This window comes from Stenotrophomonas sp. Sm10, from assembly GCF_030985515.1.
Lineage (GTDB): Bacteria > Pseudomonadota > Gammaproteobacteria > Xanthomonadales > Xanthomonadaceae > Stenotrophomonas > Stenotrophomonas hibiscicola.
On record NZ_JAPTFO010000063.1, the window covers coordinates 1 to 25,622 of the forward strand.

General features: G+C 67.2%; 27 protein-coding genes and 1 pseudogene. 13 read left to right on the forward strand and 15 right to left on the reverse strand.

Features of this window, described 5'->3' with window-relative positions; all coding sequences use genetic code 11:
* The first annotated feature begins 219 nt into the window (after nucleotides 1-219).
* Genes O0J15_RS15805 through O0J15_RS15815 form a run of 3 tightly spaced genes read left to right on the forward strand, consistent with a single transcriptional unit; the run spans nucleotide 220 to nucleotide 2,421 of the window.
* Nucleotides 220-1,275, forward strand: coding sequence for a sensor histidine kinase (locus O0J15_RS15805; protein ID WP_134729123.1), 1,056 nt, complete (start codon nucleotides 220-222; stop codon nucleotides 1,273-1,275).
* Nucleotides 1,268-1,909 carry a response regulator transcription factor gene (locus O0J15_RS15810; RefSeq protein ID WP_021202327.1) on the forward strand — a complete coding sequence of 214 codons (642 nt, stop codon included), beginning with the start codon at nucleotides 1,268-1,270 and terminating at the stop codon, nucleotides 1,907-1,909. Before O0J15_RS15805 ends, O0J15_RS15810 begins: the two co-directional genes overlap by 8 nt.
* Nucleotides 1,906-2,421 (forward strand): DUF1697 domain-containing protein, encoded by a 516-nt coding sequence (locus O0J15_RS15815; RefSeq protein ID WP_134729121.1) that lies wholly within the window; start codon nucleotides 1,906-1,908, stop codon nucleotides 2,419-2,421. The genes O0J15_RS15810 and O0J15_RS15815 overlap by 4 nt, the downstream gene beginning before the upstream one ends.
* A 101-nt stretch (nucleotides 2,422-2,522) precedes the next feature.
* On the opposite strand, the pseudogene O0J15_RS15820 reads toward O0J15_RS15815, so the two are convergent.
* Together O0J15_RS15820 and O0J15_RS15825 are read right to left on the reverse strand one after the other, a co-directional pair.
* Nucleotides 2,523-3,601, reverse strand: a pseudogene (locus O0J15_RS15820) (low temperature requirement protein A).
* 102 nt (nucleotides 3,602-3,703) lie between these two features.
* A complete protein-coding gene (locus O0J15_RS15825) occupies nucleotides 3,704-3,970 on the reverse strand; it encodes a hypothetical protein (protein WP_164143809.1) in 267 nt (88 codons plus the stop codon).
* A gap of 203 nt (nucleotides 3,971-4,173) precedes the next feature.
* Here O0J15_RS15825 and blaL1 point away from each other — a divergent pair, with 203 nt between their 5' ends.
* A complete protein-coding gene (gene blaL1, locus O0J15_RS15830) occupies nucleotides 4,174-5,043 on the forward strand; it encodes a L1 family subclass B3 metallo-beta-lactamase (RefSeq protein WP_019659811.1) in 870 nt (289 codons plus the stop codon).
* A 116-nt stretch (nucleotides 5,044-5,159) separates the two neighbouring features.
* Here the strand turns inward: blaL1 and O0J15_RS15835 are convergent, their stop codons facing one another.
* Nucleotides 5,160-5,696, reverse strand: coding sequence for a DUF411 domain-containing protein (locus O0J15_RS15835; RefSeq protein ID WP_164143810.1), 537 nt, complete (start codon nucleotides 5,694-5,696; stop codon nucleotides 5,160-5,162).
* A 632-nt stretch (nucleotides 5,697-6,328) separates the two neighbouring features.
* On the opposite strand from O0J15_RS15835, the gene O0J15_RS15840 reads away from it, so the two are divergent.
* Nucleotides 6,329-7,345 carry a DUF4034 domain-containing protein gene (locus O0J15_RS15840; RefSeq protein ID WP_239502410.1) on the forward strand — a complete coding sequence of 339 codons (1,017 nt, stop codon included), beginning with the start codon at nucleotides 6,329-6,331 and terminating at the stop codon, nucleotides 7,343-7,345.
* Nucleotides 7,346-7,363: 18 nt separating this feature from the next.
* Here O0J15_RS15840 and O0J15_RS15845 read toward each other — a convergent pair whose 3' ends face one another.
* Entirely contained in the window at nucleotides 7,364-9,646 is a 2,283-nt protein-coding gene (locus tag O0J15_RS15845) for an FdhF/YdeP family oxidoreductase (RefSeq protein ID WP_164143812.1), read from the reverse strand.
* Nucleotides 9,647-9,890: 244 nt separating this feature from the next.
* On the opposite strand from O0J15_RS15845, the gene fdhD reads away from it, so the two are divergent.
* Nucleotides 9,891-10,739, forward strand: coding sequence for a formate dehydrogenase accessory sulfurtransferase FdhD (gene fdhD / locus O0J15_RS15850; protein WP_164143813.1), 849 nt, complete (start codon nucleotides 9,891-9,893; stop codon nucleotides 10,737-10,739).
* Nucleotides 10,740-10,778: 39 nt separating this feature from the next.
* Here the strand turns inward: fdhD and O0J15_RS15855 are convergent, their stop codons facing one another.
* Entirely contained in the window at nucleotides 10,779-11,315 is a 537-nt protein-coding gene (locus O0J15_RS15855; protein WP_164143814.1) for a peroxidase-related enzyme, read from the reverse strand.
* Between the two features lie 106 nt (nucleotides 11,316-11,421).
* Between O0J15_RS15855 and O0J15_RS15860 the strand changes: the two genes are divergently transcribed.
* Nucleotides 11,422-12,318, forward strand: coding sequence for an AraC family transcriptional regulator (locus O0J15_RS15860; RefSeq protein WP_308305923.1), 897 nt, complete (start codon nucleotides 11,422-11,424; stop codon nucleotides 12,316-12,318).
* A 78-nt stretch (nucleotides 12,319-12,396) separates the two neighbouring features.
* Here the strand turns inward: O0J15_RS15860 and O0J15_RS15865 are convergent, their stop codons facing one another.
* The 8 genes from O0J15_RS15865 to O0J15_RS15900 form a co-directional block, all read right to left on the reverse strand.
* The gene (locus O0J15_RS15865) at nucleotides 12,397-12,960 is read right to left on the reverse strand and encodes a TetR/AcrR family transcriptional regulator (RefSeq protein WP_308305924.1); all 564 of its coding nucleotides are present in this window, start codon (nucleotides 12,958-12,960) and stop codon (nucleotides 12,397-12,399) included.
* 4 nt (nucleotides 12,961-12,964) lie between these two features.
* On the reverse strand, nucleotides 12,965-14,497 hold the full coding sequence (locus O0J15_RS15870) for an MFS transporter (RefSeq protein ID WP_164143816.1): 1,533 nt from the start codon (nucleotides 14,495-14,497) through the stop codon (nucleotides 12,965-12,967).
* A gap of 181 nt (nucleotides 14,498-14,678) precedes the next feature.
* Entirely contained in the window at nucleotides 14,679-15,425 is a 747-nt protein-coding gene (locus O0J15_RS15875; RefSeq protein WP_164143817.1) for a hypothetical protein, read from the reverse strand.
* The gene (locus O0J15_RS15880) at nucleotides 15,425-16,045 is read right to left on the reverse strand and encodes a DUF3299 domain-containing protein (RefSeq protein WP_155029624.1); all 621 of its coding nucleotides are present in this window, start codon (nucleotides 16,043-16,045) and stop codon (nucleotides 15,425-15,427) included. The genes O0J15_RS15875 and O0J15_RS15880 overlap by 1 nt, the downstream gene beginning before the upstream one ends.
* Complete coding sequence (locus tag O0J15_RS15885) at nucleotides 16,035-16,586, reverse strand: DUF3299 domain-containing protein (RefSeq protein WP_043396119.1); 552 nt, start codon at nucleotides 16,584-16,586, stop codon at nucleotides 16,035-16,037. Before O0J15_RS15885 ends, O0J15_RS15880 begins: the two co-directional genes overlap by 11 nt.
* A 2-nt stretch (nucleotides 16,587-16,588) precedes the next feature.
* Nucleotides 16,589-17,842: an ABC transporter permease gene (locus O0J15_RS15890; protein ID WP_308305925.1), complete on the reverse strand. Its 1,254-nt coding sequence runs from the start codon at nucleotides 17,840-17,842 to the stop codon at nucleotides 16,589-16,591.
* A complete protein-coding gene (locus O0J15_RS15895; RefSeq protein ID WP_308305926.1) occupies nucleotides 17,835-18,530 on the reverse strand; it encodes an ATP-binding cassette domain-containing protein in 696 nt (231 codons plus the stop codon). The genes O0J15_RS15890 and O0J15_RS15895 overlap by 8 nt, the downstream gene beginning before the upstream one ends.
* The gene (locus tag O0J15_RS15900) at nucleotides 18,527-19,060 is read right to left on the reverse strand and encodes a DUF2796 domain-containing protein (RefSeq protein WP_308305927.1); all 534 of its coding nucleotides are present in this window, start codon (nucleotides 19,058-19,060) and stop codon (nucleotides 18,527-18,529) included. The genes O0J15_RS15895 and O0J15_RS15900 overlap by 4 nt, the downstream gene beginning before the upstream one ends.
* Before the next feature lie 32 nt (nucleotides 19,061-19,092).
* Here O0J15_RS15900 and O0J15_RS15905 point away from each other — a divergent pair, with 32 nt between their 5' ends.
* Nucleotides 19,093-19,566, forward strand: coding sequence for a MerC domain-containing protein (locus O0J15_RS15905; protein WP_308305928.1), 474 nt, complete (start codon nucleotides 19,093-19,095; stop codon nucleotides 19,564-19,566).
* Nucleotides 19,567-19,663: 97 nt separating this feature from the next.
* On the opposite strand, the gene O0J15_RS15910 is transcribed toward O0J15_RS15905, so the two are convergent.
* Nucleotides 19,664-20,566 (reverse strand): LysR substrate-binding domain-containing protein, encoded by a 903-nt coding sequence (locus tag O0J15_RS15910; RefSeq protein ID WP_164143821.1) that lies wholly within the window; start codon nucleotides 20,564-20,566, stop codon nucleotides 19,664-19,666.
* Between the two features lie 118 nt (nucleotides 20,567-20,684).
* Here O0J15_RS15910 and dkgB point away from each other — a divergent pair, with 118 nt between their 5' ends.
* Genes dkgB through O0J15_RS15930 form a run of 4 tightly spaced genes read left to right on the forward strand, consistent with a single transcriptional unit; the run spans nucleotide 20,685 to nucleotide 23,725 of the window.
* Nucleotides 20,685-21,488 (forward strand): 2,5-didehydrogluconate reductase DkgB, encoded by an 804-nt coding sequence (dkgB, locus tag O0J15_RS15915; protein WP_164143822.1) that lies wholly within the window; start codon nucleotides 20,685-20,687, stop codon nucleotides 21,486-21,488.
* A gap of 11 nt (nucleotides 21,489-21,499) precedes the next feature.
* On the forward strand, nucleotides 21,500-22,447 hold the full coding sequence (locus O0J15_RS15920) for a TIGR03571 family LLM class oxidoreductase (protein WP_308305929.1): 948 nt from the start codon (nucleotides 21,500-21,502) through the stop codon (nucleotides 22,445-22,447).
* A gap of 19 nt (nucleotides 22,448-22,466) precedes the next feature.
* On the forward strand, nucleotides 22,467-23,405 hold the full coding sequence (locus O0J15_RS15925) for a cyclase family protein (protein ID WP_111104676.1): 939 nt from the start codon (nucleotides 22,467-22,469) through the stop codon (nucleotides 23,403-23,405).
* Entirely contained in the window at nucleotides 23,402-23,725 is a 324-nt protein-coding gene (locus tag O0J15_RS15930; RefSeq protein ID WP_111104673.1) for an adenylate cyclase, read from the forward strand. Before O0J15_RS15925 ends, O0J15_RS15930 begins: the two co-directional genes overlap by 4 nt.
* Here the strand turns inward: O0J15_RS15930 and O0J15_RS15935 are convergent.
* Nucleotides 23,670-24,599: a LysR family transcriptional regulator gene (locus O0J15_RS15935; protein ID WP_197574952.1), complete on the reverse strand. Its 930-nt coding sequence runs from the start codon at nucleotides 24,597-24,599 to the stop codon at nucleotides 23,670-23,672. The genes O0J15_RS15930 and O0J15_RS15935 overlap by 56 nt on opposite strands.
* A gap of 105 nt (nucleotides 24,600-24,704) precedes the next feature.
* Between O0J15_RS15935 and O0J15_RS15940 the strand changes: the two genes are divergently transcribed.
* Nucleotides 24,705-25,448 (forward strand): SDR family oxidoreductase, encoded by a 744-nt coding sequence (locus tag O0J15_RS15940; protein ID WP_164143823.1) that lies wholly within the window; start codon nucleotides 24,705-24,707, stop codon nucleotides 25,446-25,448.
* Nucleotides 25,449-25,622 lie beyond the last annotated feature (174 nt).

The following is a 25,622-nucleotide window of genomic DNA, read 5'->3' on the forward strand; positions in this document are numbered from 1 at the left end:
AAACCCCATGATCCCCGGACGCACCGTGCAGCGCTTTGGTGGGTGCCGACCGTTGGTCGGCACAAACCCTCATCGCCCCCGCCATTCAATTGCTGTGCCGACCAACGGTCGGCACCTACCAGGAGCCGGCACCCACCGCGCCGGAGCACGCCGACCAAGGTGGGCATCCACCAATACCGGCTTTGCTATCCTTTCCGCCCACGCCAGGGAGCCGTCCCGATGCCATCGCTGTCGCCCCGCCGCCCACTGGTGCTGCTGGCCCTGATCGTCGTGATGGCGGCGATCTTCCTGATCGACACCGTCACCGATTACGCGGTTGCCGCTGCCTGCTTCTACGCGGCGGTCATCCTGGCCGCATCGCGCGTGATGGGCGCACGCGGGTTGATCACCCTGGCCATTACCTGCATCGCGCTGACCGGGCTGAGCTTCTTCCTGACCCGCTTCGGCACCTACCGCATCGGCCTGGTCAACTCGGTGATCGGCATGCTGGTGATCGGCATCACCACCTATCTCGCTCTGAACATGGAAGCGGCCAAGGCCGCAGTGCAGGAAGCGCAGGGCCGCCTGCTGCGGGTGGCACGCGCGTCCACCGTAGGCGAGCTCACCACCTCCATCGCCCATGAAGTCAACCAGCCACTGGCCGCAATCGCCAGCAGCGCCGAAGCCTGCCAGCGCTGGCTGGCGCAGGACCCGCCGAACGTGGACAAGGCCCGGCAGACCGTGGCCCGCATCCTCGCCGACGCGCACCGCGCCGGTGACGTGATCGCCCGCATCCGCGGTCTGACCCAGGGCGCGGCACCGGAACGACGCGCCTTCGACCTGAACCAGGCGGTGGAGGAAATGCTGGCGCTGTCGCGCAGCGAACTGAACCGGCATGGCGTGGCCGTGGCCCTGCTGCTGGACCCCGACCTGCCACAGGTACACGCCGACCGCGTGCAGGTGCAGCAGGTGATCGGCAACCTGATCCTCAATGCAGTGGATGCAATGGAAGCCATACCCGCAGGCGACCGGCGTCTGTCGCTGCTGACCCGGCGCGACGGCCAGCGTGTCAGCCTCAGCGTACGCGACCGTGGCGTCGGCCTGCCCGCCGACCATCCCGAACGCGTCTTCGATGCGTTCTGGACCACCAAGTCACACGGGCTGGGCCTGGGCCTCAGCCTGAGCCGTTCGATGATCGAAGCCAACGACGGCCAGATCCGCGCCGAACGGCCGGCAGGCGGCGGTGCCTGCTTCGTGTTCGACCTGCCCATCGTCACGGATGCCCAACATGCGTAGGCCCGCTACCCCTGCCGTCGATCCGGCACCCATCGTGTATGTGGTCGACGACGATCCGTCGGTGCGCGCGGCGCTGGAAGACCTGCTGGCATCGATGGGCTTGCGGGTGCACGCCTTTGCATCCACCCAGGCGTTCCTTGAACACGACCTGGTAGACGCACCGGCCTGCCTGGTGCTGGACGTGCGCATGCCCGGCCAGAGCGGCCTGGAATTCCACCGCACGATGGGCAACCATGGGTTGCGGCTGCCGGTGGTGTTCATCACCGGCCACGGCGACATCGCCATGGGTGTCAACGCAATCAAGGACGGCGCCATCGAATTCCTGACCAAGCCCTTCCGTGACCAGGAGCTGCTCGATGCCATCCACAGGGGCATCGAGATCGACCGCCAGCGCCGCCGCGACGGCGACGTACTGGGCGCCCTGCAGCAGCGCTGGGATTCATTGAGCGCGGGCGAGCGCGAGGTGGTCGATGGCGTGGTGCGCGGCCGCCTCAACAAGCAGATCGCCGCTGACCTCGGGGTCAGCGAGATCACGGTCAAGGTGCGTCGTGCGCAGGTGATGCGCAAGATGGGCGCGCGCACCCTGGTTGACCTGGTACGCATGTACGACCGCCTGCAGGCGGGGACGCCATGAACGCCTACGTCGCCTTGCTGCGCGCGGTCAACGTCGGCGGCACCGGCAAGCTGCCGATGCGCGAACTGGTAGCGATGTGCGAGGACGCAGGCTTCGCCGATGTCCGCACCTACATCGCCAGCGGCAACGTGGTGTTCCGCAGCTCGCTCGACGAGGCGGGCGTGCGCCAGGCCCTCGGCGAGCGGCTCAAGGTCTATGCTGGCAAGCCGGTGGGCGTGCTGGTGCGCTCGGCCAACGAGATCGCCGGCGTGGTGGCGCGCAATCCATTTCCGCAGGCGGCCGGCAACCGTGTGGTCGCCCTGTTCCTCGACGGCAGCCCGCCCGCCGATCCGCTCGACGGCGTGACCGGCCTGCGCGACGAACAGCTCGCACTCGGCACGCGCGAGATCTTCATCCATTACGGAGACGGCATGGCCGGCTCGCGCCTGCGGATGCCCTATGCCCAGCAAGGCACTGCCCGCAACATGAACACGGTGGGCAAGCTTGCAGCGATGGCCGCCGCGCTGGCCTAGCCTGCCAGCACTTCTTGTGCAGCGGTGCTGAAGTCGAGTGTCAATCGACTGCTCAGCGCTTGCGCTCGATGGCGGCTGGAGCGCTTTGCTGACGCAACGGATCACGCCCGCTGCAGGCGACGCTTCAACCGCGTATCCATCAACCCCACGGCCAGCAGCACCGCACTGGTCAGCCAACCGGCGGCCAGCAGATGGCTGTGCGGCAAGACCACGCCCAACACGACCAGCGCCATGGCACCGAACAGATGCGAATACGGGGCGCGCCCGTACACAACGCGCTTGTAAAGGGCGCTGCCAAGCAGGTAGATCAACGGCCCGGCGGCCAGCACCGCTGCATATAACGGCGTCACCGCCGCTTCCGGGTGATCCATCACCAGGTCGTTGCCCACCGCGGTGGCGATGATGCCGGCGATCAGCAATGCATGCACATAATGGAAGTTGCCCCCATCCGTCCGGGGTCTTCCGCGTGGGTGATGGCCTCTGTGGCATCGTGGCTGGAGATGCCGAAGTACAGCCACCACATGGCAATCGTGCCGGCGAAGGTGGCCAGCACCGCCGATACCACTTCAAGGTCCCAGTGCTCGACGTCGCTGAGCACACCCCCGGTGGCCAGCAACGTCTCACCCAGTGCGACGATGACGAACAGCTGGCAGCGTTCGGCCAGGTGCCCCCCCTCAATGGTCCAGTCGCGAGTGTGCGAACGACCCATGCCCGGGAACGCGAAGCCAAACATCGGCGAGATGTATTCGCAGGCCACCGCCATCGCCCACAGTGCCAGCCGCAGGTGGCCCTCGGCCGCCGCGCCGGCCAGCCAGAAGCAGGCCGACACGCTGACCCAGGCCAGCATGCGGCGGAAGTTCGGCGCCAACGGATGGTTACGGCCGACCTCCAGCAACACGAACGCGGTGCGTCCGACCTGCATCGTGGCGTACGCCCCGGCGAAGATCCACGCACGATCGGCGAATGCCTCGGGAATGGACGAGGACATCAACAACGCCAGCAGCATGGTGGCGAACATCAGGCCCCGGATGCGCGGCGCCTCCGGGTCGAACCAGTTGCTGACCCAGCACGCGTATTGCCAGCCGAGCCAGACCGCGAACCACAGCACCAGGGTCTGCAGCACGCCGGCCAGGTCCAGGTGATGCAGCAGATGGTGGCTGAGCTGGGTGACCGCGAACACGTAGACCAGGTCGAAGAACAGTTCTTCGTAGGTCACGCGGGCATGATGGCCATCGCGGTGGCGCAGCGCGGGCAGGCGCAGTCGGGTACTCATGCAACTCCTTCAGCGCGCCAGGCGCCAGTACACGAAACCGGCCAGCAGCGCCGGCACGGCGAACACCAGCAGCAGGATCGGCAGCTCTTCGCGTACTGCGTAACCGGCCCTGCTGACCCCCACCCACATGTTGGCCACGGCCACCAGCAGCCAGGTGGCGATGAAGGCGATCAGCGCCGTGGGCAGCTGCGAGGTGCCCACGCTCCAGAGGCGGCCAAACAGCAGGAACACCCCTAGCAGGAGCACGCCACCCAGCATCACCATGAGCACATGCATGGTCCACCTCCTTGAGCCTGAAAGCAGGCTAGCCCCGGCCGATTCTGCGCTCCAGCCTGTGGAGATGGATTCACAATCCACAGCAAGCGAACAATCCCTGCATCGACTGCGGCGGAGCTTATGGCAGCCATGAATTATTCGCGAAACGGCCGGCGCGGCCCGCGTGCTAGCTTCATCGGCCCCAGTCCAGACACCTTTCTGCCATGCGCCTCTGCCTGACTACCCTCGCCCTGGCTGCCACGCTTGCCTTTGATGTCACTGCCGCCGACGAACCGCTGCCCCAGCTCCGGGCCTACACGGTGGACAGTTCATGGCTGCAGCCGATGGCACCGCTGCAGATTGCCGACCACACCTGGCAGATCGGCACCGAGGATCTGACCGCGCTACTGGTGCAGACCGCCGACGGTGCGGTGCTGCTTGACGGCGGCATGCCGCAGATGGCCGGTCACCTGCTGGACAACATGAAGCTGCGCGACGTGGCCCCGCAGGACCTGCGATTGATCCTGCTCAGCCATGCGCACGCCGACCACGCCGGCCCGGTCGCCGAGCTCAAGCGTCGCACCGGCGCGCATGTGGCGGCCAATGCAGAAACGGCGGTGCTGCTGGCGCGCGGTGGCAGCAACGACCTGCACTTTGGCGACAGCATCACCTTTCCGCCGGTCAGCCCCGACCGCATCATCATGGATGGCGAGGTGGTCAACGTGGGCGGCATCGCGTTCACCGCGCACTTCATGCCGGGACACACCCCGGGCAGCACTGCCTGGACCTGGACCGATACCCGCGATGGCAAGCCGGTGCGCATCGCCTATGCCGACAGTCTGAGCGCGCCGGGCTACCAGCTCCAGGGCAACGCCCGCTATCCCCGCCTGGTCCAGGACTACCGACGCAGCTTCGCCATGGTGCGCGGCCTGCCCTGCGACCTGTTGCTGACTCCGCATCCGGGCGCCAGCAACTGGAACTATGCTGCTGGCAGCAACGCCAGCGAGAACGTACTGAGCTGCAAAGCCTACGCGGATGCGGCCGAGAAGAAGTTCGACGCGCAGTTGGCCAAGGAAACGGCCACGGCACGCTGATCCTGTAGAGCCGAGCCCATGCTCAGCTTGCCGGCCAAACACAGCCGAGCATAGGCTCGGCTCTACACAAGACGCGTCGGAGAGTGCCGGTCAGGACGACCGGCACCCTCCGTCCATCAGCCGCCCTGACCGTGCTCGGCAAACGGCTCGGTGCTGCCGTCGGTGCGCACCAGCTCGACGGTGTACGGCTGCACGTAGCCGTCCGGCATTTCCATGCCCGGCGAACCGGCTGGCATGCCGGGCAGCACCAGCCCGCGCGCGGCCGGGCGTTCGGCCAGCAGGCGCTTGATGTCCTCGGCCGGGATGTGACCCTCGACCACGTAACCGCCGATCTCGGCGGTATGGCAAGAGGCCTTGCCGACCGGCACGCCCAGGCGGACCTTGATTGGATTCATGTCATCGGTGTCGCGCACATCGACCTGGAAGCCGGCGGCCTTCAGGTGGTCGACCCAGATGCCGCAGCAGCCGCAGCTGGCGGTCTTGTGCACGATGGCGACCGGCAAGGCTGGATCGATCTTGGCCGGGCTGGCCTGGGCCGGTGCCGGTGCTTCGCTGGCGACCGGTGCCGCGGAGGATTCTTCGGCGGCACGAGCGCAGGCGGTCGTGGCCAGCACGGTGCCCAGCAGCAGGCCGAGGGAAAGAGTACGGTTCATTGAGTGATTCCTTTGCAGAGGCGGGCAAAGCGGCCCGCCACCCACGCATTGAAGGCGCAGGTAGCGTCGAGAGAAAGTCGAACAGTCATGGCAGGCGCTTGAGGCCTGCGGGAATTCACGCGATGGGGGGACGCAACGGATCCGGCATCAACGGGGGCGCGCGTTGCTGGCTAATGGCTGGAGCGGGCGCCCCGCGCCAAAGGGAGGCTGGTGTCCCGTTCAGCGTTGCCAACATGCCCAAGCACGCCGGCGGGCATTCGCACTGGCCACTCTGGCAAGCCGCCGGACCTGCATCATCGCAACACCCCGCCGAAGCTATCCCGGCCGAGTGCGGTGCCACGCAATGGTCCTGGCTGGCCGGACCGCTGTAGGAAGACGCGGCGAGCGCCAGCGCCGGTGCATTCAGCACCAGGGCAACAAGCAGCATCCATCGCAGTATGAGGCCAGGCAGGTTCACCCGCCGATGATAGCCGATGCACAACTGCACAGCATGGGGTGGCAGCACCCACGCCCGCCTGGCAGCCACGCTGCCGACTTGCGCGACGGCCCCTGCTATGGCGAGATGGCGATCGTGGCCCACTGCCTTGCCATGCCCCTGTCCCTGACACGGAGTTTCTCCCATGAATGGATTCATGCGAACACTGCTTGTGATGCTGTTGTTGTATTGCGCGACCATCGCCCACGCCGGTGCATCCGGTGAAGATGAAGCAAGCGAACGCGCCGAAGTCTCCCGGCAAGCAAAGCAACTGCTGGAGAAGCAGGATTTCGCCAGACTGGAGCAACTCGCCAGTCGTTACCGGGATACGGATCGCTACTTCAGCAGCGGTGTCTGGAAGCTCTCGGCGTACTACGTTGGCATCGGCTATGCCTTCAGCATGAGCAACCGTGACCCGGCCTACTGGCAGGGTCGCGAGAAACTCGTGCAGGCATGGATCTCGCGCTACCCCAGGTCGCCGTCGGCGCGCCTGGCCATGGCTGAGATGCTCAGCCGCCAAGGCTGGAGCATCCGCGGCCCCGGCTATGCAAATACGGTGAAGGAAGAGGACTGGGCACCGTTCAAGGCGCTGCAGCAGCAGGCCGTTGACTACCTGCTGAAGTACAAGGACATCGCCAGCACGGACCCGTACTGGTACGAGTCGATGGAACACCGGGCAATCGAACAGAGTTGGGATGCAGACCGCTTCTTCGCATTGCATGACGAAGGCATCGCGCGCTATCCGGGCTACTTCCCGCTCTACTTTGCTGCCGTGCGCTATTTCGCTCCGAAGTGGGGCGGCGATCCGGCTGGCCTGGAAGCCTATGCACGCAGGGTCATGGCTGCGGCCCCACCGCAGGACCAATACATGCTGTACGCCCGTATCTACTGGGTCGCCTCGCAGCGGGAGTACGAGGACCGTTTGTTCACCGAGTCGAAAGTGAACTGGCCGACCATGAAACGCGGCTTCGAAGACGTGCTGTCACGTTATCCCTCGCCATGGAACCTGCAATCATTCGCGTACTTCGCCTGCCAGGCCAACGATCCCGTCAAGGCCCGTGAACTGCTGGCGCAGATCCAGGAACCGATCGTTGGCGCCTGGCGGGATACCGCCAACTATTTCCGTTGCTCCTTTGCGCTGGATGAACCCAATCCACATGCCGGAAGCCCATAGGACTGGATTGATCCACTGCTAGGTGACCGCCGGCATCGCCCGCATCCGCACCGGGATCGACTTGGCTGCGGGGGTGCCGCTGATCCGGTCGTGGTAATCCAGCGGCAGCAACGGGTTCAGTTCGGGGTAGTAGCCGGCCAGCGCGCCGCGCGGCATCGGGTAATCGAGCACGGTCAAGCCTTCGATGCGTCGCTGCACGCCATCACTGCTGATCGTCTCCAAGCTGACCAGCGCCTCCTTCCGCAGCCCGCGCGCCAGCCGGTCCTCGATGTTCATGAACAGCACCATGCGATCGTTGTACACGCCGCGATAGCGATCGTTATAGCTGTAGATGGTGGTGTTGTACTGATCGTGCGAGCGCACGGTGGCCAGCCGCAGCATGTCGGGGTCGTGAACCGGATCATCCACGTCCAGGCCAGGCATCACCAGGATGTTGGCCTTGCCATTGGGCGTGGGCCAGACGCGGCGACGCGGCGGGATATCCAGATGGAAGCCGTGCGTCTGCTGGATGCGCTGGTTGAAGCCGGTGTAGATCTCCGGGTACACGGCCGCGATCAACTCACGGATGTGTGCGTAGTCGTGCATGCAGCCTGCCCAGTCGACCCTGCTGCGTGGCAGCGTGGCCATCGCCATGCGACAGACGATCTCGACCTCGGGCAATACATCGGGGCTGACCGGCTCGAGTACGCCCCGCGAGGCGGTCACATTGGACATCGCGTCTTCAATGGTGATGAACTGCTCGCCGGCCGGCGTGAGGATGCGCTCCGAGCGCGCCACCACCGGCAGGATCAGCGCATCGCGGCCATGAACAAGATGCCCACGGTTGAGCTTGGTAGCGATGCCCACGGTCAGGTCCAAGCCGCGCATTGCCTCGTACGCGCGCGGTGTATCAGGCACCGCATGAATGAAGTTGCCACCCAGGCCGATGAACACCTTGGCACTGCCATCCAGCATCGCCTCGATCGACTCGACCACGTGATGGCCATGCTCGCGCGGCGGATCGAAGCCGAATACCTGCTGCACGCGGTCCAGGTAGGCCGGCTTCGGCTTTTCATCGATGCCGACAGTGCGGTCGCCCTGCACATTGGAATGGCCCCGGATCGGCCCGATGCCAGCACCGGGCTTGCCGAAGTTGCCACGCAGCAACAGCAGGTTGGCGACCTGCTGCAGCAGGCGCGAGCCGTACTGGTGCTGGGTCAGCCCCATGCCGTAGCAGATCACGGTGGCATTGGAGCGGATGTAGATCTCCGCACAGCGACGGATCTGCGCCTGCGAAATGCCGGACACCTGTACGATCTGATCCCAGTCCTGCGCCATCACGTCGTCGCGCAGCGCCACCAGGCCCACCGTGTGTTCGGCGAGGAATGCATGGTCGAGCACACGCTCACCCTGCGCCTCGCGCTCGAACATCACCTTCATCATGCCCTTGATCAGGGCCAGGTCGCCGCCGATGCGGATGTGCACGAACTCGCTGCTGATCTCTGTCGAACCGAACGTGGCCATCTGCACCACGTCCTGCGGCTCTGCGAAGCGGATCAGCGCGCGCTCGGGCATCGGGTTGACCGCCACGATCGGAATGCCGCGTTTGCGTGCCTCCACCAGGTTGCTCATCATCCGCGGCGAATTGGTGCCGGTGTTCTGGCCAATCACGAAGATGGCCTCGGCGTGATCGAAATCCTGCAGCACGATGGTGCCCTTGCCCACCCCGATGGCCGGCGGCAGCCCGCGGCTGGTCGGCTCGTGGCACATGTTCGAGCAGTCCGGGAAATTATTGGTGCCGAACTCGCGCACGAAGATCGAATACAGGAACGCCGCTTCGTTGGGCGTGCGCCCGGAGGTGTAGAACTCGGCCTGGTGAGGACTGTCCAGTGCCCGCAGGTGACGGCCGATCAGTGCGAAGGCATCGTCCCAGCTGCACGGCACATAGTGATCGGTCGCAGCGTCGTAGCGCATCGGCTCTGTCAGCCGCCCCTGCATCTCCAGCCAGTAGTCGGTCTGCGCCATCAGCTCGGTCACGGTGTGCCGGGCGAACAGCTCACGACCGGCACGGAACTGCGTGGCTTCCCAGGCCAGTGCCTTCGCGCCGTTCTCGCAGAACTCCAGCTTCCTGCGTTCGTCGGCATCGGGGAACGCACAGCTGGGGCACTTGAAGCCACCGGGCTGGTTCATCGCCAGCAGCGCCTTCGACCCCTTGCCGATCACACTCTGCTGCAGCAGCACCTTGGCGGTGGCACCAGCGGCACCCCAGCCTCCGGCCGGCTGGTTGTAGGGCTTGTAGCGCGGCGGTTTCTGCTCGGACATGTTCGGGAACCTGGCGGAAGGAACGCAGCAACGAACGGCACAACGCGGTCCGGCGGTGCATTCAGTGGCACGACCAGCCGCAAAGTCAAGCACGGCCCGCGGCGCTTCGCCAGAGGGCACAGGCTGTTTTCAGCACAACCTGCCATGGCAACGGTTACAGCCGCGTCTGCGCGCGACCACTGCGCTATCCTCGAAACCGCAGGCGGTGGCCCGCCCGCGTTTCTCCCTTGTCCGGACGCGCTGCATGCCTGATTCGATCCCGCCGCACACCCCGCCTGCCGGCACCGCCCAACGCCCGTTGCAGCGCTGGCGCGGCGGCACGCAACAGCAGCAGGTCGACGTGGTGGCCGAGGAAGTGCCGGTGGCCCTGCGCTACAACGATGCCGCCTTTGCCGTGATGATGGCCACACCCTGTGATCTGGAGGACTTCGCACTCGGATTTTCGCTCAGCGAAGGCCTGATCAGCGCGCCCTCGCAGCTGCTGTCGATCGATATCCACCCACAGCTGGAAGGCGTCGAGCTGCAGATGACCGTGGACGAGGCTGCGCCCGGCGCAAACCTCGACCCCGACAAGGGGCGCCTGCTGCCCGGCCGTGGTGGCTGTGGCCTGTGCGGCACGCGCCAGCTGGAAGAAGTGCTGCGCCCACTGCCGCATATCCGCGAGCGCCGCAGCTATTCCGCCACCGCCCTGCAGCGGGCGTTGGCCAGCCTGGCGCAGCACCAGCCGATGAATGCGGCAAGCGGCTCGATCCACGCCGCGGCCTGGGCCGACGCCAGTGGGCGCATCGGCTGGGTACGCGAGGACGTGGGCCGCCACAATGCACTGGACAAGCTGATCGGTGCCCTGCACCACAACGAACACGCCATCGAAGGCGGCCTGCTGGTGATTTCCAGCCGGGCCAGCTACGAGATGGTCAGCAAGGCAGTGCGCGCCGGCGCCAGCGTGCTGGCGGCGGTGTCCGCGCCGACCGCGCTGGCGATCGATCTGGCCCGCAGCGCCGGCCTGTGCCTGGTCGGGTTCGCGCGGGAAAGCGGGTTCAATGTGTATACCCATCCGGAGCGGCTGCAGGCGCACGACGGCCACGCCCGCTGAGGATGGCCGGGAGCACTGCGTCCCCCGGCCCGGTACACCTCAGCGCAGCGCGACCTTCGGGAAGTCCACCGGCACGTCGAACGCCACGTTGACGTAGTTGGTGAACAGGTTGAGCGCCACATGCGCGAGGATCTCGACGACCTGCTCATCATCGAAGCCAGCCGCGCGCAGCGCCTGCACGTCGCCGTCGGCGATCTGCGCACGCTGCTCGACCACCTTCAACGCGAAGTCGAGCGCCGCCGCAGTGGCCGGGTCGCTGGACTGGCCGATCTGCGCGGCAGCCATCTGCTCGCTGCTGGCGCCGGCCTTGCGGCCCAATGCCGTGTGCGCGGCCAGGCAGTACTCGCAGGCGTTTCGGTTGGCGATGGCCACGGCGATCTGCTCGCCCAGCAGCGGCGACAGGCGACCGCCGCCCAGCGCGCCGAACGAACCCCACATGCTCTCCAGGGCAGCCGGCGAGTTGGCCACGGCGCGGAACATGGCCGGGGTGGCGCCGAAGGCAGCGTGGACCTGGCCCAGCAGGGCCTGGCGGTCGGCGGTGGTGTTGGCGGCATCGATCAGGGGGACACGGGACATGGTGGATCTCCTTGGGAAAGCGCCCGGGATTGGACGACCCGCTCATCCTAGGTAGACTCCCTGGACGCAACATCCTCAATTCGCTACATATGTTGTCCATACGTCCATGAGCATGCGCGCCGCCACCCCTGCGCCAGATCGACTCTCCTCTCTGCTGGAACGCTTCCGGGTGCAGGCGGCCCTGTTCCACAGTGGCCCGCTGTGCGGGCAGCATGTCTTCGAGCCGCAGCCCGGTCGTGCGTTCCTGCACATCCTGCGCCAGGGTGAGATGGAAGTCCGTCATCCTGGGGGCGATAGCACGCTGCCCCGGTTGAAGATCGATACACCCAGCCTCCTGCTGTATCCGCAGCCGCTGCACCATGTGTTCTTCAACGCTCCGCTGGACGGCCCGGATTTCACCTGTGCCACGCTGGATTTCGATGGTGGCTCGCGCAATCCGATCGTGCAGTCGCTGCCACCGGTGATGGTGGTGCCGCTGGCCGCGATCACCGAACTGGATGACACCCTGCAGCTGCTGTTCGCCGAAGCCGATCGCCAGCGCTGCGGGTCACGGCTGCTGACCAACCGCCTGTTCGAGGTGGCGCTGATCCAGATCCTGCGCTGGGTGGTCGACCACCCGGATGCAGCCGGCGTCAGCCACGGGTTGATGCGGGGGCTGTCCGATGCGCGGCTGGCACGCACGCTGGTGGCGATGCACCAGGCACCGCAGGACGAATGGACGCTGCCGCGCATGGCCGCGACCGCCGGCATGTCGCGCAGCGCGTTCGCGGCCGTGTTCAAGGACGTGATGCAGGCAACGCCAGCCAGCTACCTGCTGGACTGGCGGCTGAGCCTGGCCTGCGCGCAGCTGCGGGCAGGCGTGGCGGTCAAGCAGGTGGCGATCGAGGTGGGGTTTGCCGATACCGCCTCGCTGTCGAAGGCGTTCCGCAAGCGATTGGGGGTATCGCCGAGGGCGTGGCTGGCCGCGAGCGCCGCGCAGGCTGGGCAGACGCGCGAGCGGTAGAGTCGACTGTCAGTCGACTATCGCGCGAAGCGCGGGGTTTCGTTGTCTGAGCGAAGAGCAGTCGACTGACAATCGACTCTACAAGTGCGGTGATCCGTCAGACTTCGCCAACAGCCCGGCGATGCGCTCGGCAACACGGGCGCGCACGCCTGCATCCAGCTGGCCCTGGTACATCGCCTCGTAGATCCACAGGCCATCGGCGGCCAGCCGCGCCACGAAATTGTCGAGCGCTGCGCTGTCTTCCGCTGTACCCGCCTCCGGCGGCAGCGGTGCCCAGCGACGCACCGCCGGTCCCCACGGGCGCTCTTCGCCGTCCGGGTCGGCCGATTCGAGCATGAACATCAGCTCGGCACGGGTGGCGCTCTGGGCAGACACGCGCACGAAGGTCTGGTAACGCTCCAACGCAGTGGCCTGCTCGGCGGTCTTGCCCAGCAATGCTTCCATCGACGTCTCCCAGGCCTGCACCAGGTGCTCGTCGATGCCGCGCAGCAGCGCCTCGCGCGACGGGAAGTGGTACAGCAGGCCGCCGCGGGTCAGCTTGGCCTCGGCCGCCACCGACTCGAAGGTCACCGCGCGCACGCCGTCACGATTGATCACGTTGACGGCGGCGTCGAGGATGCGATCGCGCTTGCTGGTTCTCATCGCTTCATTTTACGCGATCGGCCGCGGCCTCGCGGCTGCCGACGCGGCCGCGCAGCAGGCGCGCGATGATCGCCGCACCCAGCGCCAGCACCGCCGTGATCACCAGCAGCACGATCTGGTAGCCACGGTCATACGCGGCCGCAGCCAGTGCGAACCACTCGCCCTGCCCGCTCTCGCGCGCGGCATGCAGCGCCTGGGTGAAACCCTCGCGGGCAAGCGCGGGCATATCGGCCGAGACCGGCAGGAACGCGCTGTACATTGCGGCACTCAGGCTGCCCAGCATCGCCACCGCCAGCAGGCCACCGAACTCATAGGACACTTCTTCCACCGACGAGGCCATGCCCGCACGGTGCGCCGGCACGTTGTTGAGGATGGCGGTGGACGCCACCGAGATGGCCGAACCCATACCGAAGCCGGTGATGGCCATGCCAGCCACCACCCAACCAAGGCCGTGCGGGAAACCGAACGCCACCACGCCGACGCCCAGCGCACCTCCGGCCAGGCCACCACAGATCAGCGGGCGCAGGCCAACCCGGTGCAGGATGCTGCCGCCGAGCAGCGCACTGGGCAGGCTGCCCAGTGCCGCCACCGACACCAGCAGGCCCGCCTGCAGCGGCGTGAAACCTGCCACCAGCTGGAAGCGCTGCGTGGTGACCAACTGCAGGCCGGCCATCGCGAACAGGGTGAACACCGCCGACAGCGTGCCGGCCAGGAACGCCGGATTACGGAAGATCGCAAAGTCCAGCAGCGGGTACGGCAGCTGCTGCTGGCGGCGCGCGAACGCCGCACCGCTGATGACGGCCAACACCAGCGCGCCTGCGCCCAGCGCATATGAGGGCGGCGTGGCGATCAGCGACTTGATCGCCAGCACCAGGCCGGACAGTGCAGCCAATGCCAGCACTGACGACACCAGGTCCCATGGCCGCGAGGTGTCGCGCCGTCCTTCCGGCGCCAGCAGCAGCGTGGCCACGAACGCGACCACCACCACCGGCACGTTGATCAGGAACACCGAGCCCCACCAGAAGTGCTGCAGCAGCCAGCCGCCAATGATCGGGCCGAGCGCCGCACCGACAATGGCGACCGAACCCCAGATCGCGATGGCGATGTTGCGTTCGCGTTCTTCGTGGAAGCTCAGTCCGATCAACGCCAACGTGGCCGGCATCATCGCTGCGGCACCGATCGCCAGGAATGCACGCGCGGCAATCAGCTGCGTTGCGGAGTCAGCGAACGCCGCTGCCAGCGAGGCGACGCCGAACACCACCAGGCCGATCAGGAACATGCACCGGTGACCGATGCGGTCGCCCAGCGTACCCGCACCCAGCAGCAGACCGGCCATCACCAGCGGATAGGCGTTGATGATCCACAGCGCCTGGCCGGCACTGGCCGAGAGTTCTTCGGTCAGCGTGGGCAGTGCGGTGTAGAGCACGGAGTTGTCGAGCGTGACCAGCAGCAGGCCGGCGGCGACGGTGAACAGCAGTGCCCAGCGACGGGCACGCGACAGGGCCGGAGCACCGGCCAGGGGCTGGGACAAAGCCATGGGAGAACCTGGTGGGGTGGAGTACGGTCATAACTATACCGGATGTCCTGTATAGTTATGACCTTCAAAGCCCACCGATTCAGCTTTTGTAGAGGCGGGCTTGCTCGACTGCGCCGCCAGCCGGGCATGGCCTGGCTCTACTGAAGCGGGCCAGGGGTGGCCTGGCACTGCGGGTAGACGCTCACCGGCAGTCTTCGGGCAGCGCGGCAACCGCCGACACCACCGCGCTCTGCATGCCCTGCCCCACGGCGGCGTCCAGCTCGCCGCCGATGCCACCGTGCTGGCGCCGCAGTTCGTCCTCGCACAGGCCGCGCACCCGCGCACGGGCATTCGCGCGCAGGCTGCTGCACCGCCAGTCGGCGCCACCCAGCGGCAGCACCGAATACACCACGCTGTTGCAGGCATTGCCGGCACGCTGCTGCAACGGCAGTCCACCGAAATCCCGCGGCTCGCTGCTGCGCTGCGGCTCGAAGTAGCTGTCCGGGAACGTGCGCGCGTACTGTTCGATATCCACCGCCATGCTGCGCCCACCGGCCAACGGCATCTGCAGCGGCTGCCCGCACGGCGTCGCATCGGCGCGGTGCTGAATGTACTGGTAGATCGGCCGGTCCAGCGATGGGTCCTGCTGGGTCACCGCGCTGACTGCCGCCAGCACCGGCAGCGATGCACGATTGGCCATGCGCGCCAGCAGCCCCGCCTGCGCCGGCTGGCAGCGGTCGCGCAATGTTGCCGCGAGCAGGAACAGCACGTCGTTGCGAAACGCGGGGTCATCACCCAGGCGCTGTTCGATGCGTTGGCTGGCGTCGGAAGAAGGCGCCGGAAACGCGACCGCCGGTGGCGCGATGGGGGCGCGCTGCCGCTGCCACCACACCAGCAGCACCACCGCGCCCAGCAGCACCGCGGTAGCCATGAGCCATCGCCTGCGCATCAGTTGCGGATCGCCGTCAGCGTGGCTGCCGCGGCATCGTAGGACGCGCTGGCGATGTCCGCGTCGAAACGCTTCACCTGCAGGCGGCCGGCAAGCCGGTACGGATCCCACAGATCGCCCAGCGCGATCGGTGTCGCCAGGGTCACGTGGATGATCTGGTTGGGCGGCGGCGGCGGCACATGGATACACGCGCCGTAGAACGGCACGAACAGCAGTTCATCGACCAGGCCGGCATCGTTGGTGCCGAGCGGCACCACGTAGCCATCCAGATCCACCGCGCGACCGTCGACAGCGTCGACCACGCGCGAGGAGCCGAACTGCTTGGCCCGGTCCGGGCTGGAATGGTCGATCTCCAGCCCCGGTGGCGTGCCCGAGCCGGTGTCGTCGATCAGGCCACCCACGCCCTCCATGCCATTGCGTGACAGGCCGATCTGCGGGGGTGGGCGCTGGTAGGTCACTTCGTCGGGTCGCAACGCGTCCCAACGGTCGATGGGGGCTTCGGCCGTGGCGGAGGGCGCCGGCTTGTCCTGCGGCGTGACCACCACGGCATCGCCGCCCGGCGCCGTACAGCCTGCCAACCACAGGCATCCCACCGCCAGCAACAGGTGACTACGGTTCATAGGGCCTCAGCTGTGCGTCACGCATGGTGTAGGCCGAACCGGCCAGATCGTCATCCAACCGTTCGGCGCGCAGGGTGCCTGCCAGGAAGAACGGTGAGTACATGTCCGGCATCTCGATCGGGCGCGGCAGCACTACGTGCACGATCTGGTTCGGTGGCGGTGGTGGCACGTGAATGCAGGCGCCGTAGTACGGCACGAACAGGAATTCGGTCAGCCGCCCGTCCTGCGCGTTGGCCAGTGGCACCACGTAACCCGGCAGGCGCACCGGCCGCTGCAGGACCGTGTCCACCGTGCGGAAGGTACCGAACTGCGGCATGCGCCGGTTGCCGTTGTGCTCGACCTCCGGGCCCTCGCCCCGCTCCAGCGCGGCCAGCTCGTCCTTGGGCATCATCTGCAACCAGTCCAGCTCCTGCTCCACAGCGCCTGCAGGGTCATCGCGGTCGACGACCGGCGAGGGTGGCAAGGCCTGTACGCCGGTATCCACCGGCCGCTCACAGGCGGCCAGCGCCAGCACCATTGCCACTACCCGCATCCATCGCATGCTCAGCCTCCCGGTGAAAGGCCATCGGCCAAGGTGCGCCGGTAAGCGAGCAACGCCGGCACCAGCCCGGCTACGGCGCTGATCAGCAGCACGCCCGCAGCCCATGCCAGTTCACGGCCATCCGGCCAGACATGGGTGATCGACAGACCGAAGGTGGCCAGTACCCAGCCGCGCCCGGCAATGCTGGCGACCACCAGCAGCGACAGGGCCAGCACGCAGGCCACCGCACTGGTCGCCACCGCCTCCACCACGAGCAGGCCAGCGATGTAGCCCGGTCGCGCACCGGTGGCACGCAGGATGGCCATCTCGCGCCGCCGCTCCTGCAGGGTGGAGACCAGCAGCGCCACCAGCGAGACCATGCCCAGCAGCACCACCATTGCACTGATCAGCTGCAGGGCTCGCTCGGCGGTGCCCAGCGACTGCCACAGCTGCTGCAGGGTCACGCCGGGCAGGATCGCCAGCATCGCCTCGTCCGGATGCTCGTTGATCCTGCGCTGTACCGAGAACGTGGAGATGCGCGAGTTCAGGCCGAGCATGAAGGCGGTGATGCTGGTCGGGGTCAGGTCCAGGTGGCGCGCCTGCTCGGCGCTGACGCTCTGGCTGCGCAGCTGCACGCCCGATCGCCAGTCAACATGGATCGCCTCGATGGCCGGCAGCGAGACCAGCAGCGACGAATCCACCGGCGTGCCGGTGCGCTGCAGGATGCCGGCAACGCGGAACGGCTTGTCGGCATGCGTGGCCAGCGTGACCGCGCCGGTGCCGTGCGCCAGCACGATCTCGTCGCCGAGGCCGACCTGCTGCGCGCGAGCCACCTCCGCGCCGATCACCGCGTCATACAGATCATCGAAGGGCCGCCCCTGTGCAAAGGCCAGCGCGTGGCCGGAACCATAACGATAGTGTTCAAAGTAGCCGCCAGTGGTACCCACTACCCGGTAGCCGTGCCAGGAATCGCCCAGCGACAACGGCACCGACCACTTCACCTGCGGCAATGCGGACAGCTCCTGGTAGGACTGCCAGGACACGTTGTTGGTCGGGTCGCCGATATGGAACACCGAATACAGCAGCAGGTTCACCGGTCCCGAACGCGCACCGACGATCAGATCGGTGCCCGATACGGTGCTGGCAAACCCCTCGTGCGCCTGCGTGCGTACACGCTCGACGCCCAGCAGCAGCACCACGCTGAGGGTGATGACCAGCACGGTCAGGCCCACGCTCAACGCGCGGCTGCGCAGGCTGGCCCAGGCAAGCTCAAGCATGGCCGGCACCTGCCTGGTTGATCTCGGACAGTGAAATGGTGCGGTCGAACAACGGCTGCAGGCTGTCGTCATGGCTGACCACCAGCACCGTGGTGCCGGCCGCCTGGCACTGCGCGGACATCAGCTGCAGGAAGGCGGTCGCCGCTTCGCGGTCGAGCGCCGAGGTGGGCTCATCGGCCAGCAGCAACGTCGAACGGCCGATCAGGGCGCGCGCTGCCGCCACGCGTTGTTGCTGGCCAACACTGAGCGTACCCGCCCGCCACTGCATCAGCTCAGGATTGAGCTGCAGGGCCTGCAGCAGGCGGGCGATCTCGGCATCCAGCGGCCCGCTGATGCGTGCGCTGCGCAGGCGCGAGAAGCGCAGGCCCAGCGCGATGTTGTCGCGCACGGTGAGGAACGGCAGCAGATTGAACTGCTGGAAGATCACGCCCAACTGGTCGGCACGGAAACGATCCCGCGCCGCACCCCCCATGTCCTGCAGTGCGTGGCCGGCCACCTCGACACGGCCCTTGCCGGGCAGCAGCACGCCCGCCAGCAGGCCCAGCAGGGTGCTTTTGCCGCCACCGCTGATGCCGCGCAGCAACACGCTGCTGCCCTGCTCGACCCACAACCGCGGGATGTCCAGCACCAGCCGCGTGCCGTAGCCGAACTGCACGTCTTCCAGCGAGATCACCGGTGCCGCGCTCACGGTGCCAGCACCACGCGCAGGTTGTCGGGCGTCAGCACACTGCGGTTCTGGCCATTGGCGGTTGCGCTGTTGACGATGACTTCGTGCAGGCCCGGGAACAGCGCGGGCAAGCGCACGACGATCGCCCGCAGCTCGGCAGGTTTGGCACAGTGGTACTGCAGCGTCGCGCTGAAACCTGCGTGCCGGTGCTGTCCCGGCGGCGGCGCGGCGGCCGTCGCGTCGAAACCCTCTGCATCGGCTTTACCGGTGGCCAGACGGCACTCTGCAGCGGTGGGCAAGGTGACCCAGTTGCCGCCCTTCAGCAATGACGTCGCCCGTGCCAGCGCGGCCCGCTCGGCTGCATTGGCCGGCGGCCGCTCGTAATTGAGGATGCCGATGCCGGGGGCCTGAAGGGCGAATTCCAGGGTTTGCTGGTCAAGCGCAACATCCACTGTTGCCTGGCCATGCACGTGCGGCGCGTGCTGGCGGATGTCATGGGCCTGTGCGGCGCTGGCAGCCAGCAGCAGGAATAGAACAGCAGGAAGCTTCATGGGGGAGTCTCCAATTGTTACTATGTAACATTATGGACCATATCCCCACGACGCCCGCAAGGGCCCTGGCCCAGCCGCCAACTTCGGCACGCTGGCACCCCCGCTTCGATCTTGCCGGTGCCTGGCTGTCCCTGGCCTGCGCCGCCCACTGCATCGCCCAGCCCCTGCTGCTGGCCTTCGTGCCGGCAGCGATGATGGCGCTGCGCTCGTTCCAGCATCCCGGCCATGGCGCGATGACATTGCTGCTGATGATGTCGCGCTGGGAGTGGCTGTTCGCGCTGCTGGCCTCCTCGCTGGCCTTGGCGAGCACCTCGGCCGGGGTGCACCGGCACGGGCGCTGGCAGCCCCTGCGGCTGGCCTGCGCCGGCGCCATCCTGCTGCTGTCGGCCTCTCTGTATCTGCCGCTGAAGGAATCGCTGCTCTGGCATGGCGTAGCGACAGCCAGTGGTGGCGCGCTGCTGGCGTTCGCTCACATCGGCAACCGGCGGGCGCTGCGCAAACGATAGTGCCGGCCGCTGGCCGGACGGAAAAACACCATCCACGCAGGGCGTGGATCTACTGATGCACTTCCGGCAGCCGGCCAGCGGCCGGCTCTACCCCACCTTATTCGTCAAACGGACGCTGGCCGAGCGTCTGCGTCACGTGGTCGACGAAACACGTGATGCGCGCGGCCAGCGCGGTGTTGCGGTAGTACACCGCATTGATCGGCTGCCGCACCTCCTGCGTCTGCTTGGCGAACAACTGCACCAGGCGGCTGTCACGCCGGTCCTGGCGGGTCAGGAAGTCGGAAAGGCAGGCGATGCCCAGGCCGGCCACCGCCATCTGCCGCAGTGTCTCGCCACTGGATGAAGCGATCGCCGGCGCGATCACGAAAGGCCCACCATCGGCATCGTGCAGCGGCCATTCGTTCAACGAACTGGGCTGGGTGAAGCCCAGCAGGTCGTGCTCGCGCAACTGCTCCACGCGCGTTGGCGTGCCGCGGCGGCGCAGGTACTCGGGACTGGCCACCACGCGGATGCGGCTGTGGCCGATCGGCCGCGCATGCAGGGTCGAGTCGCGCAACACACCGATGCGGAACGCCACGTCGGTGCGCTTCTCGATCAGGTCGGTGATGCCCTCGTTGGAATTCAGCTCCAGCTCGACCTGCGGGTAGCGCTCGCGGAAGCCCTCCAGCAACGGCACGATCACATGCAGCATGAACGGCGTGGCGGCGTCCACGCGCAGGCGCCCGACCGGCTGCAGCCGCCGCGCGGCCATCTGTTCCTCGGCCTCGTCCACCGTGGCCAGGATCGTGCGCGCGTACTCCAGGAACGCCGCGCCTTCCTCGGTCAGCTCCAGCCGCCGCGTGGTCCGCCGCAGCAGCGTGGTCTGCAGCTTGTCTTCCAGCCGCGCCAGGGTGCGGCTGGTGGCGGAGATGGTCAGCTCCAGCGCCTCGGCCGCCGCCGTGATCGAACCACTGTCGACCACGGCCACGAAGGCCTTCAGCTCATCCAGGGTGGTTTTCATTTTTTACCTCGGCGCAAAAGCGTTTCCCGTATACACAGCTTAATCAACAAATGTAAAGCGCCCACACTTCGCCCTGTCCCGAGCCCACCGGCTCTCAACGAAGTCCCTGGAGTCCATCATGAGCCTTCCTTCCTTTGGCGTCGGCACCTTCCGCCTGACCGGCCAGACCGTCATCGACTCGGTGCGCAACGCCCTTGAGGTCGGCTACCGTGCGATCGATACCGCGCAGATCTATGGCAACGAAGCCGAGGTCGGCCAGGCCATCGCCGAATCCGGCGTGCCACGCGACCAGCTGTTTCTGGCCACCAAGATCTGGGTGGACAACTACGCCGCCGACAAGCTGATCCCGAGCCTGCGCGACAGCCTGGCCAAGCTGCGCACCGGGTACGTCGACCTGCTGCTGATCCACTGGCCGGCGCCGGGCAATGGCGTTGAACTGCGCGAGTACATGACCGCGCTGGCCGAAGCCAAATCGCTGGGCCTGACCCGTCAGATCGGTGTGTCCAACTTCAACATCGAACTGACCCGGCAGGCCATCGAGGTGGTCGGCGCCGGCGAGATCGCCACCAACCAGATCGAACTGAGCCCCTACCTGCAGAACCCGGCACTGACTGCCTTCCTGCAGGAACAAGGCATCACCGTCACCTCCTACATGACCCTGGCCTACGGCAAGGTGCTGAAGGACCCGGTGCTGGCCGCCATCGCCGACAAGCACCAGGCCACCGTGGCCCAGGTCGCGCTGGCGTGGGCCCTGCAGCGGGGTTACTCGGTCATCCCGTCCTCGACCAAGCGCGAGAACCTGGCCAGCAACCTGCTCGCCCAGGACCTGCACCTGGATGCCGATGACATGGCCGCGATCGCCGCGCTTGACCGCAACGGCCGCGAAGTCGATCCGCCGGGCCTGGCCCCGGCCTGGGACTGAGGAGCCTCGCCATGGGTAGTGCGTTGACGCGGCTGCAGGCCGGTGGCTTCAGCATCGGCGTCGAAGCACCGCTGGACAATGACTGGACGCCGCTGGGCGAACAGGCACGACGCGCCGCGCGACGCCTGCCCGGCGAACCGGACCTGCAGCGCCATGCGGAACTGGCACGGCTAGCCGACCGCCTCGGCTTCCGTGCGCTGTGGGTACGCGACGTGCCCGTGTACGACCCGGCCTTCGGCGATGCGGCGCAGGTATTCGAGGTGTTCAGTTACCTCGGCTACCTGTCCGGCATCACCGAGCACATCCTGCTGGGTACCGGTGCGGTGGTGCTGCCGATCCGCGAGCCGTTGCTGACCCTGAAGTCAGCGCGCAGCGTGCAGCGGCTGAGCGGAGACCGCCTGCTGCTGGGCGTAGCCAGTGGCGACCGCCCGGTGGAGTACCCGCTGTTCGGCCGCGACTTCGACAGCCGTGGCAACCGCTTCCGCGAGCACATCGCACTGCTGCGCGAAGGCGCCGCCGCGCACCTGCCGCAGGGCCTGGACGTGCTGCCCGCGGATGGCCCGGCCCTGCCGCTGTTCGTGGCCGGCCTGGCCCAGCAGCAACCGGCGTGGATCGGCCAGCACATGGATGGCTGCCTGGCCTACCCGGGCACGCCACAGGACCATGCGCAGCGCGTGGCGGCCTGGCGCGCCGTGGCCGGCAACAAGCCGTATGCCAGCTTCATCCACCTGGACCTGGTGGCCGATGCTGATGCCCCCTTGCAGCGCTGGCGCTTCGGCCTGCGTGGCGGCCGCAACGCCCTTTTGGCCGAGCTGCACGCCATGCAGGCAGCCGGTGTCGACCACATCGGCCTGCAGTTCCGCCGCAACGAACGGCCGTTGGCCGAAACCTTCCACGAAATCGCCGAGTACGTGCTGCCGCACTTCCCGGCCCATGCCCGCGCCGCCGCGACGGTCTGACAGTTACCGGAGCTTTGCCATGAAGATGAAGACCCTGGCCGCGCTTGCGCTGGCCACCCTGCCGCTGTCCTTCCAGGCCACCGCCGAGGACTGGTATCCCTCCGCCTACGGCGCCGACGACGAGATCGGCGCGGCCAACCTGCTGACCGCCGACGTGGTCAAGCACGCGGTCTCGCTGGTCAGGACCGGCAAGACCTATCCGCTGGCGGTGCCGGTGGACAAGAACCTGCCCGCGTTCCGCCACCGCAGCTTCCGCCTGTACAACGTTCAGGTCGGCCAGCAGGCCGGCAAATCGCTGGGCCCCAACAGGTTCACCTTCAACGATGAACTGGTGAACGCCTGGACCGGCGTTGGCACCCAGCTCAACGGTATCGGCCATATCGGCATCGACAACGTCTACTACAACGGCAACAAGGCCGCCGACTTCGTCACCGTGGACGGTGTGCGCAAGCTCGGCGTCGAGAAGGTGCCGCCAATGGTCACCCGCGGCGTCGTGCTGGACATGACCGCGTACTACGGCAAGGCGATCGTGCCCGGTGGCACCGAGTTCACCGTGGCAGACATCCAGGCCGTGCTGAAGAAGCAGGGCCTGAGCCTGCGCAAGGGCGACGTGGTGCTGTTCAACACCGGCTGGCTGGAACTGATCGGCAAGGACGACAAACAGTTCCTGGAAGTGGAACCGGGCATCGGCATGGAGGCGGCGAAGTGGCTGGCCGACCAGGGCATCGTCGCCTTCGGTGGCGACACCTGGGCCTCGGAGGTCTACCCGAACCCGGACGGTGCCGAGGAATTTCCGGTCAACCAGTACATGCTGGCCAAGCGCGGCATCTACAACCTGGAGCTGATCGACAGCCGTGCCCTGGTGCGCGACAAGGCCTGGGAATTCCTGTTCGTGCTCGGCCAACCGCTGTATGTCGGCTCGACCCAGGTGAACATCAACCCGGTGGCGATCCGATGAACACCGCCGCTGACCTTCCCGTGTTCGCCGGCCGCCGCTTCCGCGTCCGCTATGACGGCCTGGCCGCCGACAATGTCTACAGCGCCGATGGCCGCCACGTGCAGTACGCCATCGTCTCCGGCGCCTATGCCGGTGCGCAGGGTGAAGCCGCCTGCGAGTGGCAGCAGATCAGCGACGGGGTCTATGCCATTTCGTGGCAGGAAGCCGATGGCGCTACGGTCGTGCATGTCGATGACTTCGCGTGCGGGCATTCGCTGGCCTGGTTCACCGCCACCGATGGCAGTTTCCATCGCATGCAGGGGCCGCTGCACGCGCTGTGATGCCGGCCACCCAGTCGATGAACACCCGCAAGCGCGGCGACGGCGTGCGGTTGCGCGGGTAGACCAGGCTCAACGGGCTTGGGGTCGGCGGCGCGTCCGGCAACAGCTCCACCAGCTGCCCGCGCGCGATATACGGGTCCATCCGGTAGCGCGGAGCCTGGATGATGCCCAGGCCCGCCAGCGCGGCGCCGAGGAACGCATCCGCACCGGACACACGCACCCGCGCCGGCAGCGGCACGTAGCGTACCTGCCCGCCCTGCTGGAACTCCAGCGGAATCAGCTGGCCGGTGGCGCTGGAGCGATAGCCGACCATCTGGTGGCCGTCCTGCAGGGCATCGATGCTGCCCGGCGCGCCCCTGACCTGCAAATAGCTTGGCGAGGCCACCGTCACCTCGCGCAGCATCGTCAACCGGCGCGCCGCCAGATCGCTATCGGCCAGCGTCCCCACCCGCAACGCTGCATCCACGCCTTCGCGCAGCAGGTCGACATAGCGGTCGCCTTCGCTGACGTCCAGTTCGATCTCCGGGTAGCGCTGCAGGAAGTCCGGCAGCTGCGGAAACAGCAGGTGCCGGCCCAGCGTGCCGTGCACTTCAATGCGCAAGGGGCCGCGCGGCGGCGCGTCACGGAAGGCGGCCTCGGCATCGTCCATGTCGGCGATCAGGCGCAGGCAACGGCCATAGAAGGCCTCGCCTTCCAACGTCGGCACCACCAGCCGCGTGGTCCTGTGCAGCAGGCGCACGCCCAGCCGCTGTTCCAGCGCCTTGATCGCGTCGGTCACCGTGGCCCGCGGCAGGCCGAGGTCCTCGGAGGCCCGGGTGAAGCTACGGCGCTCGACGATACGGACGAAGGCGCGCATGGCCGTAAAGCGGTCCATTGTTCGGCTATCCGGATGATGTAGGCGGATTATGCAGGATTATCCGAACGTGCGATGGCGCGAACATAGCCCTGCGCCGCTCCGGCGCGCCCCGTGGAAGCCACCATGACCCTCTCCCCCGCCCGCTCTGTCGCTCTGGTCACCGGCGGCTCCCGTGGCATCGGCGCGGCCATCTCCCGCCGCCTGGCCGCCGATGGCCACGCGGTCGCGATCAACTATGCGGGCCGCTGCGACGACGCCGAAGCCTTGGCGGCCGAACTCAACGCAGCCGGCGCGCAGGCCATCGCGCTGCAGGCCGACGTGGCCGATCCGCAGGCGGTCTACCAGCTGTTCAACGCCATCGAGGCCCGTTTCGGCGGCATCGACGTGGTGGTCAACAGCGCCGGCGTATTGCAGCTGGCGCCGCTCGCCGACACCGACGACGCCCTGTTCGAGCGGGTGATCGGCATCAACCTCAAGGGCGCCTTCAACGTGCTGCGCGAAAGCGCGCGACGGGTGCGCGACGGCGGGCGCATCGTCACGCTGTCCACCAGCGTGGTCGGGACCCGGCTGGAGAACTACAGCGTGTATGCGGCCAGCAAGTCGGCGGTGGAGACCATGGGCGCGATCCTCAGCAAGGAGCTGCGCGGGCGCAACATCACCGTGAACGCCGTGGCGCCGGGCCCGACCGCCACCGATCTGTTCCTGGATGGGAAATCGCCCGAGCTGATCGAGCGGTTGGCGAAGATGAACCCCCTGGAGCGGCTGGGTACGCCGGAGGACATCGCCGGTGCGGTGGCGTTCCTGGTTGGTGCCGATGGCGGGTGGATCAACGGCCAGGTGCTGCGCGCCAATGGCGGGATGGTGTAGTCCGCACAGGTGGCATCCACGCATGGCGCGACGCCCTTGTAGAGCCGAGCCCATGCTCGGCTGCTCTTCGCGCAAAGGCCAGAAGCAGCCGAGCATGGGCTTGTATGTTCCTCCCGGCTCCTACGCGGTATGTAGGAGCCAGGGTGGAGGGACCGTCAACATGATATCTGCGGA

Coding starts and splice junctions, on each gene's coding strand:
- blaL1 (WP_019659811.1), top strand. CDS start 4,174: ATGCGCCTCTGCCTGACTACCCTCGCCCTGGCTGCCACGCTTGCCTTT.
- fdhD (WP_164143813.1), top strand. CDS start 9,891: ATGCCTGATTCGATCCCGCCGCACACCCCGCCTGCCGGCACCGCCCAA.
- O0J15_RS15935 (WP_197574952.1), bottom strand. CDS start 24,599: ATGGACCGCTTTACGGCCATGCGCGCCTTCGTCCGTATCGTCGAGCGC.
- O0J15_RS15815 (WP_134729121.1), top strand. CDS start 1,906: ATGAACGCCTACGTCGCCTTGCTGCGCGCGGTCAACGTCGGCGGCACC.
- O0J15_RS15890 (WP_308305925.1), bottom strand. CDS start 17,842: ATGCTTGAGCTTGCCTGGGCCAGCCTGCGCAGCCGCGCGTTGAGCGTG.
- O0J15_RS15905 (WP_308305928.1), top strand. CDS start 19,093: ATGGACCATATCCCCACGACGCCCGCAAGGGCCCTGGCCCAGCCGCCA.
- O0J15_RS15805 (WP_134729123.1), top strand. CDS start 220: ATGCCATCGCTGTCGCCCCGCCGCCCACTGGTGCTGCTGGCCCTGATC.
- O0J15_RS15900 (WP_308305927.1), bottom strand. CDS start 19,060: ATGAAGCTTCCTGCTGTTCTATTCCTGCTGCTGGCTGCCAGCGCCGCA.
- O0J15_RS15835 (WP_164143810.1), bottom strand. CDS start 5,696: ATGAACCGTACTCTTTCCCTCGGCCTGCTGCTGGGCACCGTGCTGGCC.
- O0J15_RS15920 (WP_308305929.1), top strand. CDS start 21,500: ATGGGTAGTGCGTTGACGCGGCTGCAGGCCGGTGGCTTCAGCATCGGC.
- O0J15_RS15925 (WP_111104676.1), top strand. CDS start 22,467: ATGAAGATGAAGACCCTGGCCGCGCTTGCGCTGGCCACCCTGCCGCTG.
- O0J15_RS15870 (WP_164143816.1), bottom strand. CDS start 14,497: ATGGCTTTGTCCCAGCCCCTGGCCGGTGCTCCGGCCCTGTCGCGTGCC.
- O0J15_RS15880 (WP_155029624.1), bottom strand. CDS start 16,045: ATGAACCGTAGTCACCTGTTGCTGGCGGTGGGATGCCTGTGGTTGGCA.
- O0J15_RS15855 (WP_164143814.1), bottom strand. CDS start 11,315: ATGTCCCGTGTCCCCCTGATCGATGCCGCCAACACCACCGCCGACCGC.
- O0J15_RS15860 (WP_308305923.1), top strand. CDS start 11,422: ATGAGCATGCGCGCCGCCACCCCTGCGCCAGATCGACTCTCCTCTCTG.
- O0J15_RS15930 (WP_111104673.1), top strand. CDS start 23,402: ATGAACACCGCCGCTGACCTTCCCGTGTTCGCCGGCCGCCGCTTCCGC.
- O0J15_RS15825 (WP_164143809.1), bottom strand. CDS start 3,970: ATGCATGTGCTCATGGTGATGCTGGGTGGCGTGCTCCTGCTAGGGGTG.
- O0J15_RS15865 (WP_308305924.1), bottom strand. CDS start 12,960: ATGAGAACCAGCAAGCGCGATCGCATCCTCGACGCCGCCGTCAACGTG.
- O0J15_RS15845 (WP_164143812.1), bottom strand. CDS start 9,646: ATGTCCGAGCAGAAACCGCCGCGCTACAAGCCCTACAACCAGCCGGCC.
- O0J15_RS15875 (WP_164143817.1), bottom strand. CDS start 15,425: ATGCGCAGGCGATGGCTCATGGCTACCGCGGTGCTGCTGGGCGCGGTG.
- O0J15_RS15940 (WP_164143823.1), top strand. CDS start 24,705: ATGACCCTCTCCCCCGCCCGCTCTGTCGCTCTGGTCACCGGCGGCTCC.
- dkgB (WP_164143822.1), top strand. CDS start 20,685: ATGAGCCTTCCTTCCTTTGGCGTCGGCACCTTCCGCCTGACCGGCCAG.
- O0J15_RS15810 (WP_021202327.1), top strand. CDS start 1,268: ATGCGTAGGCCCGCTACCCCTGCCGTCGATCCGGCACCCATCGTGTAT.
- O0J15_RS15840 (WP_239502410.1), top strand. CDS start 6,329: ATGCGAACACTGCTTGTGATGCTGTTGTTGTATTGCGCGACCATCGCC.
- O0J15_RS15885 (WP_043396119.1), bottom strand. CDS start 16,586: ATGCGATGGATGCGGGTAGTGGCAATGGTGCTGGCGCTGGCCGCCTGT.
- O0J15_RS15910 (WP_164143821.1), bottom strand. CDS start 20,566: ATGAAAACCACCCTGGATGAGCTGAAGGCCTTCGTGGCCGTGGTCGAC.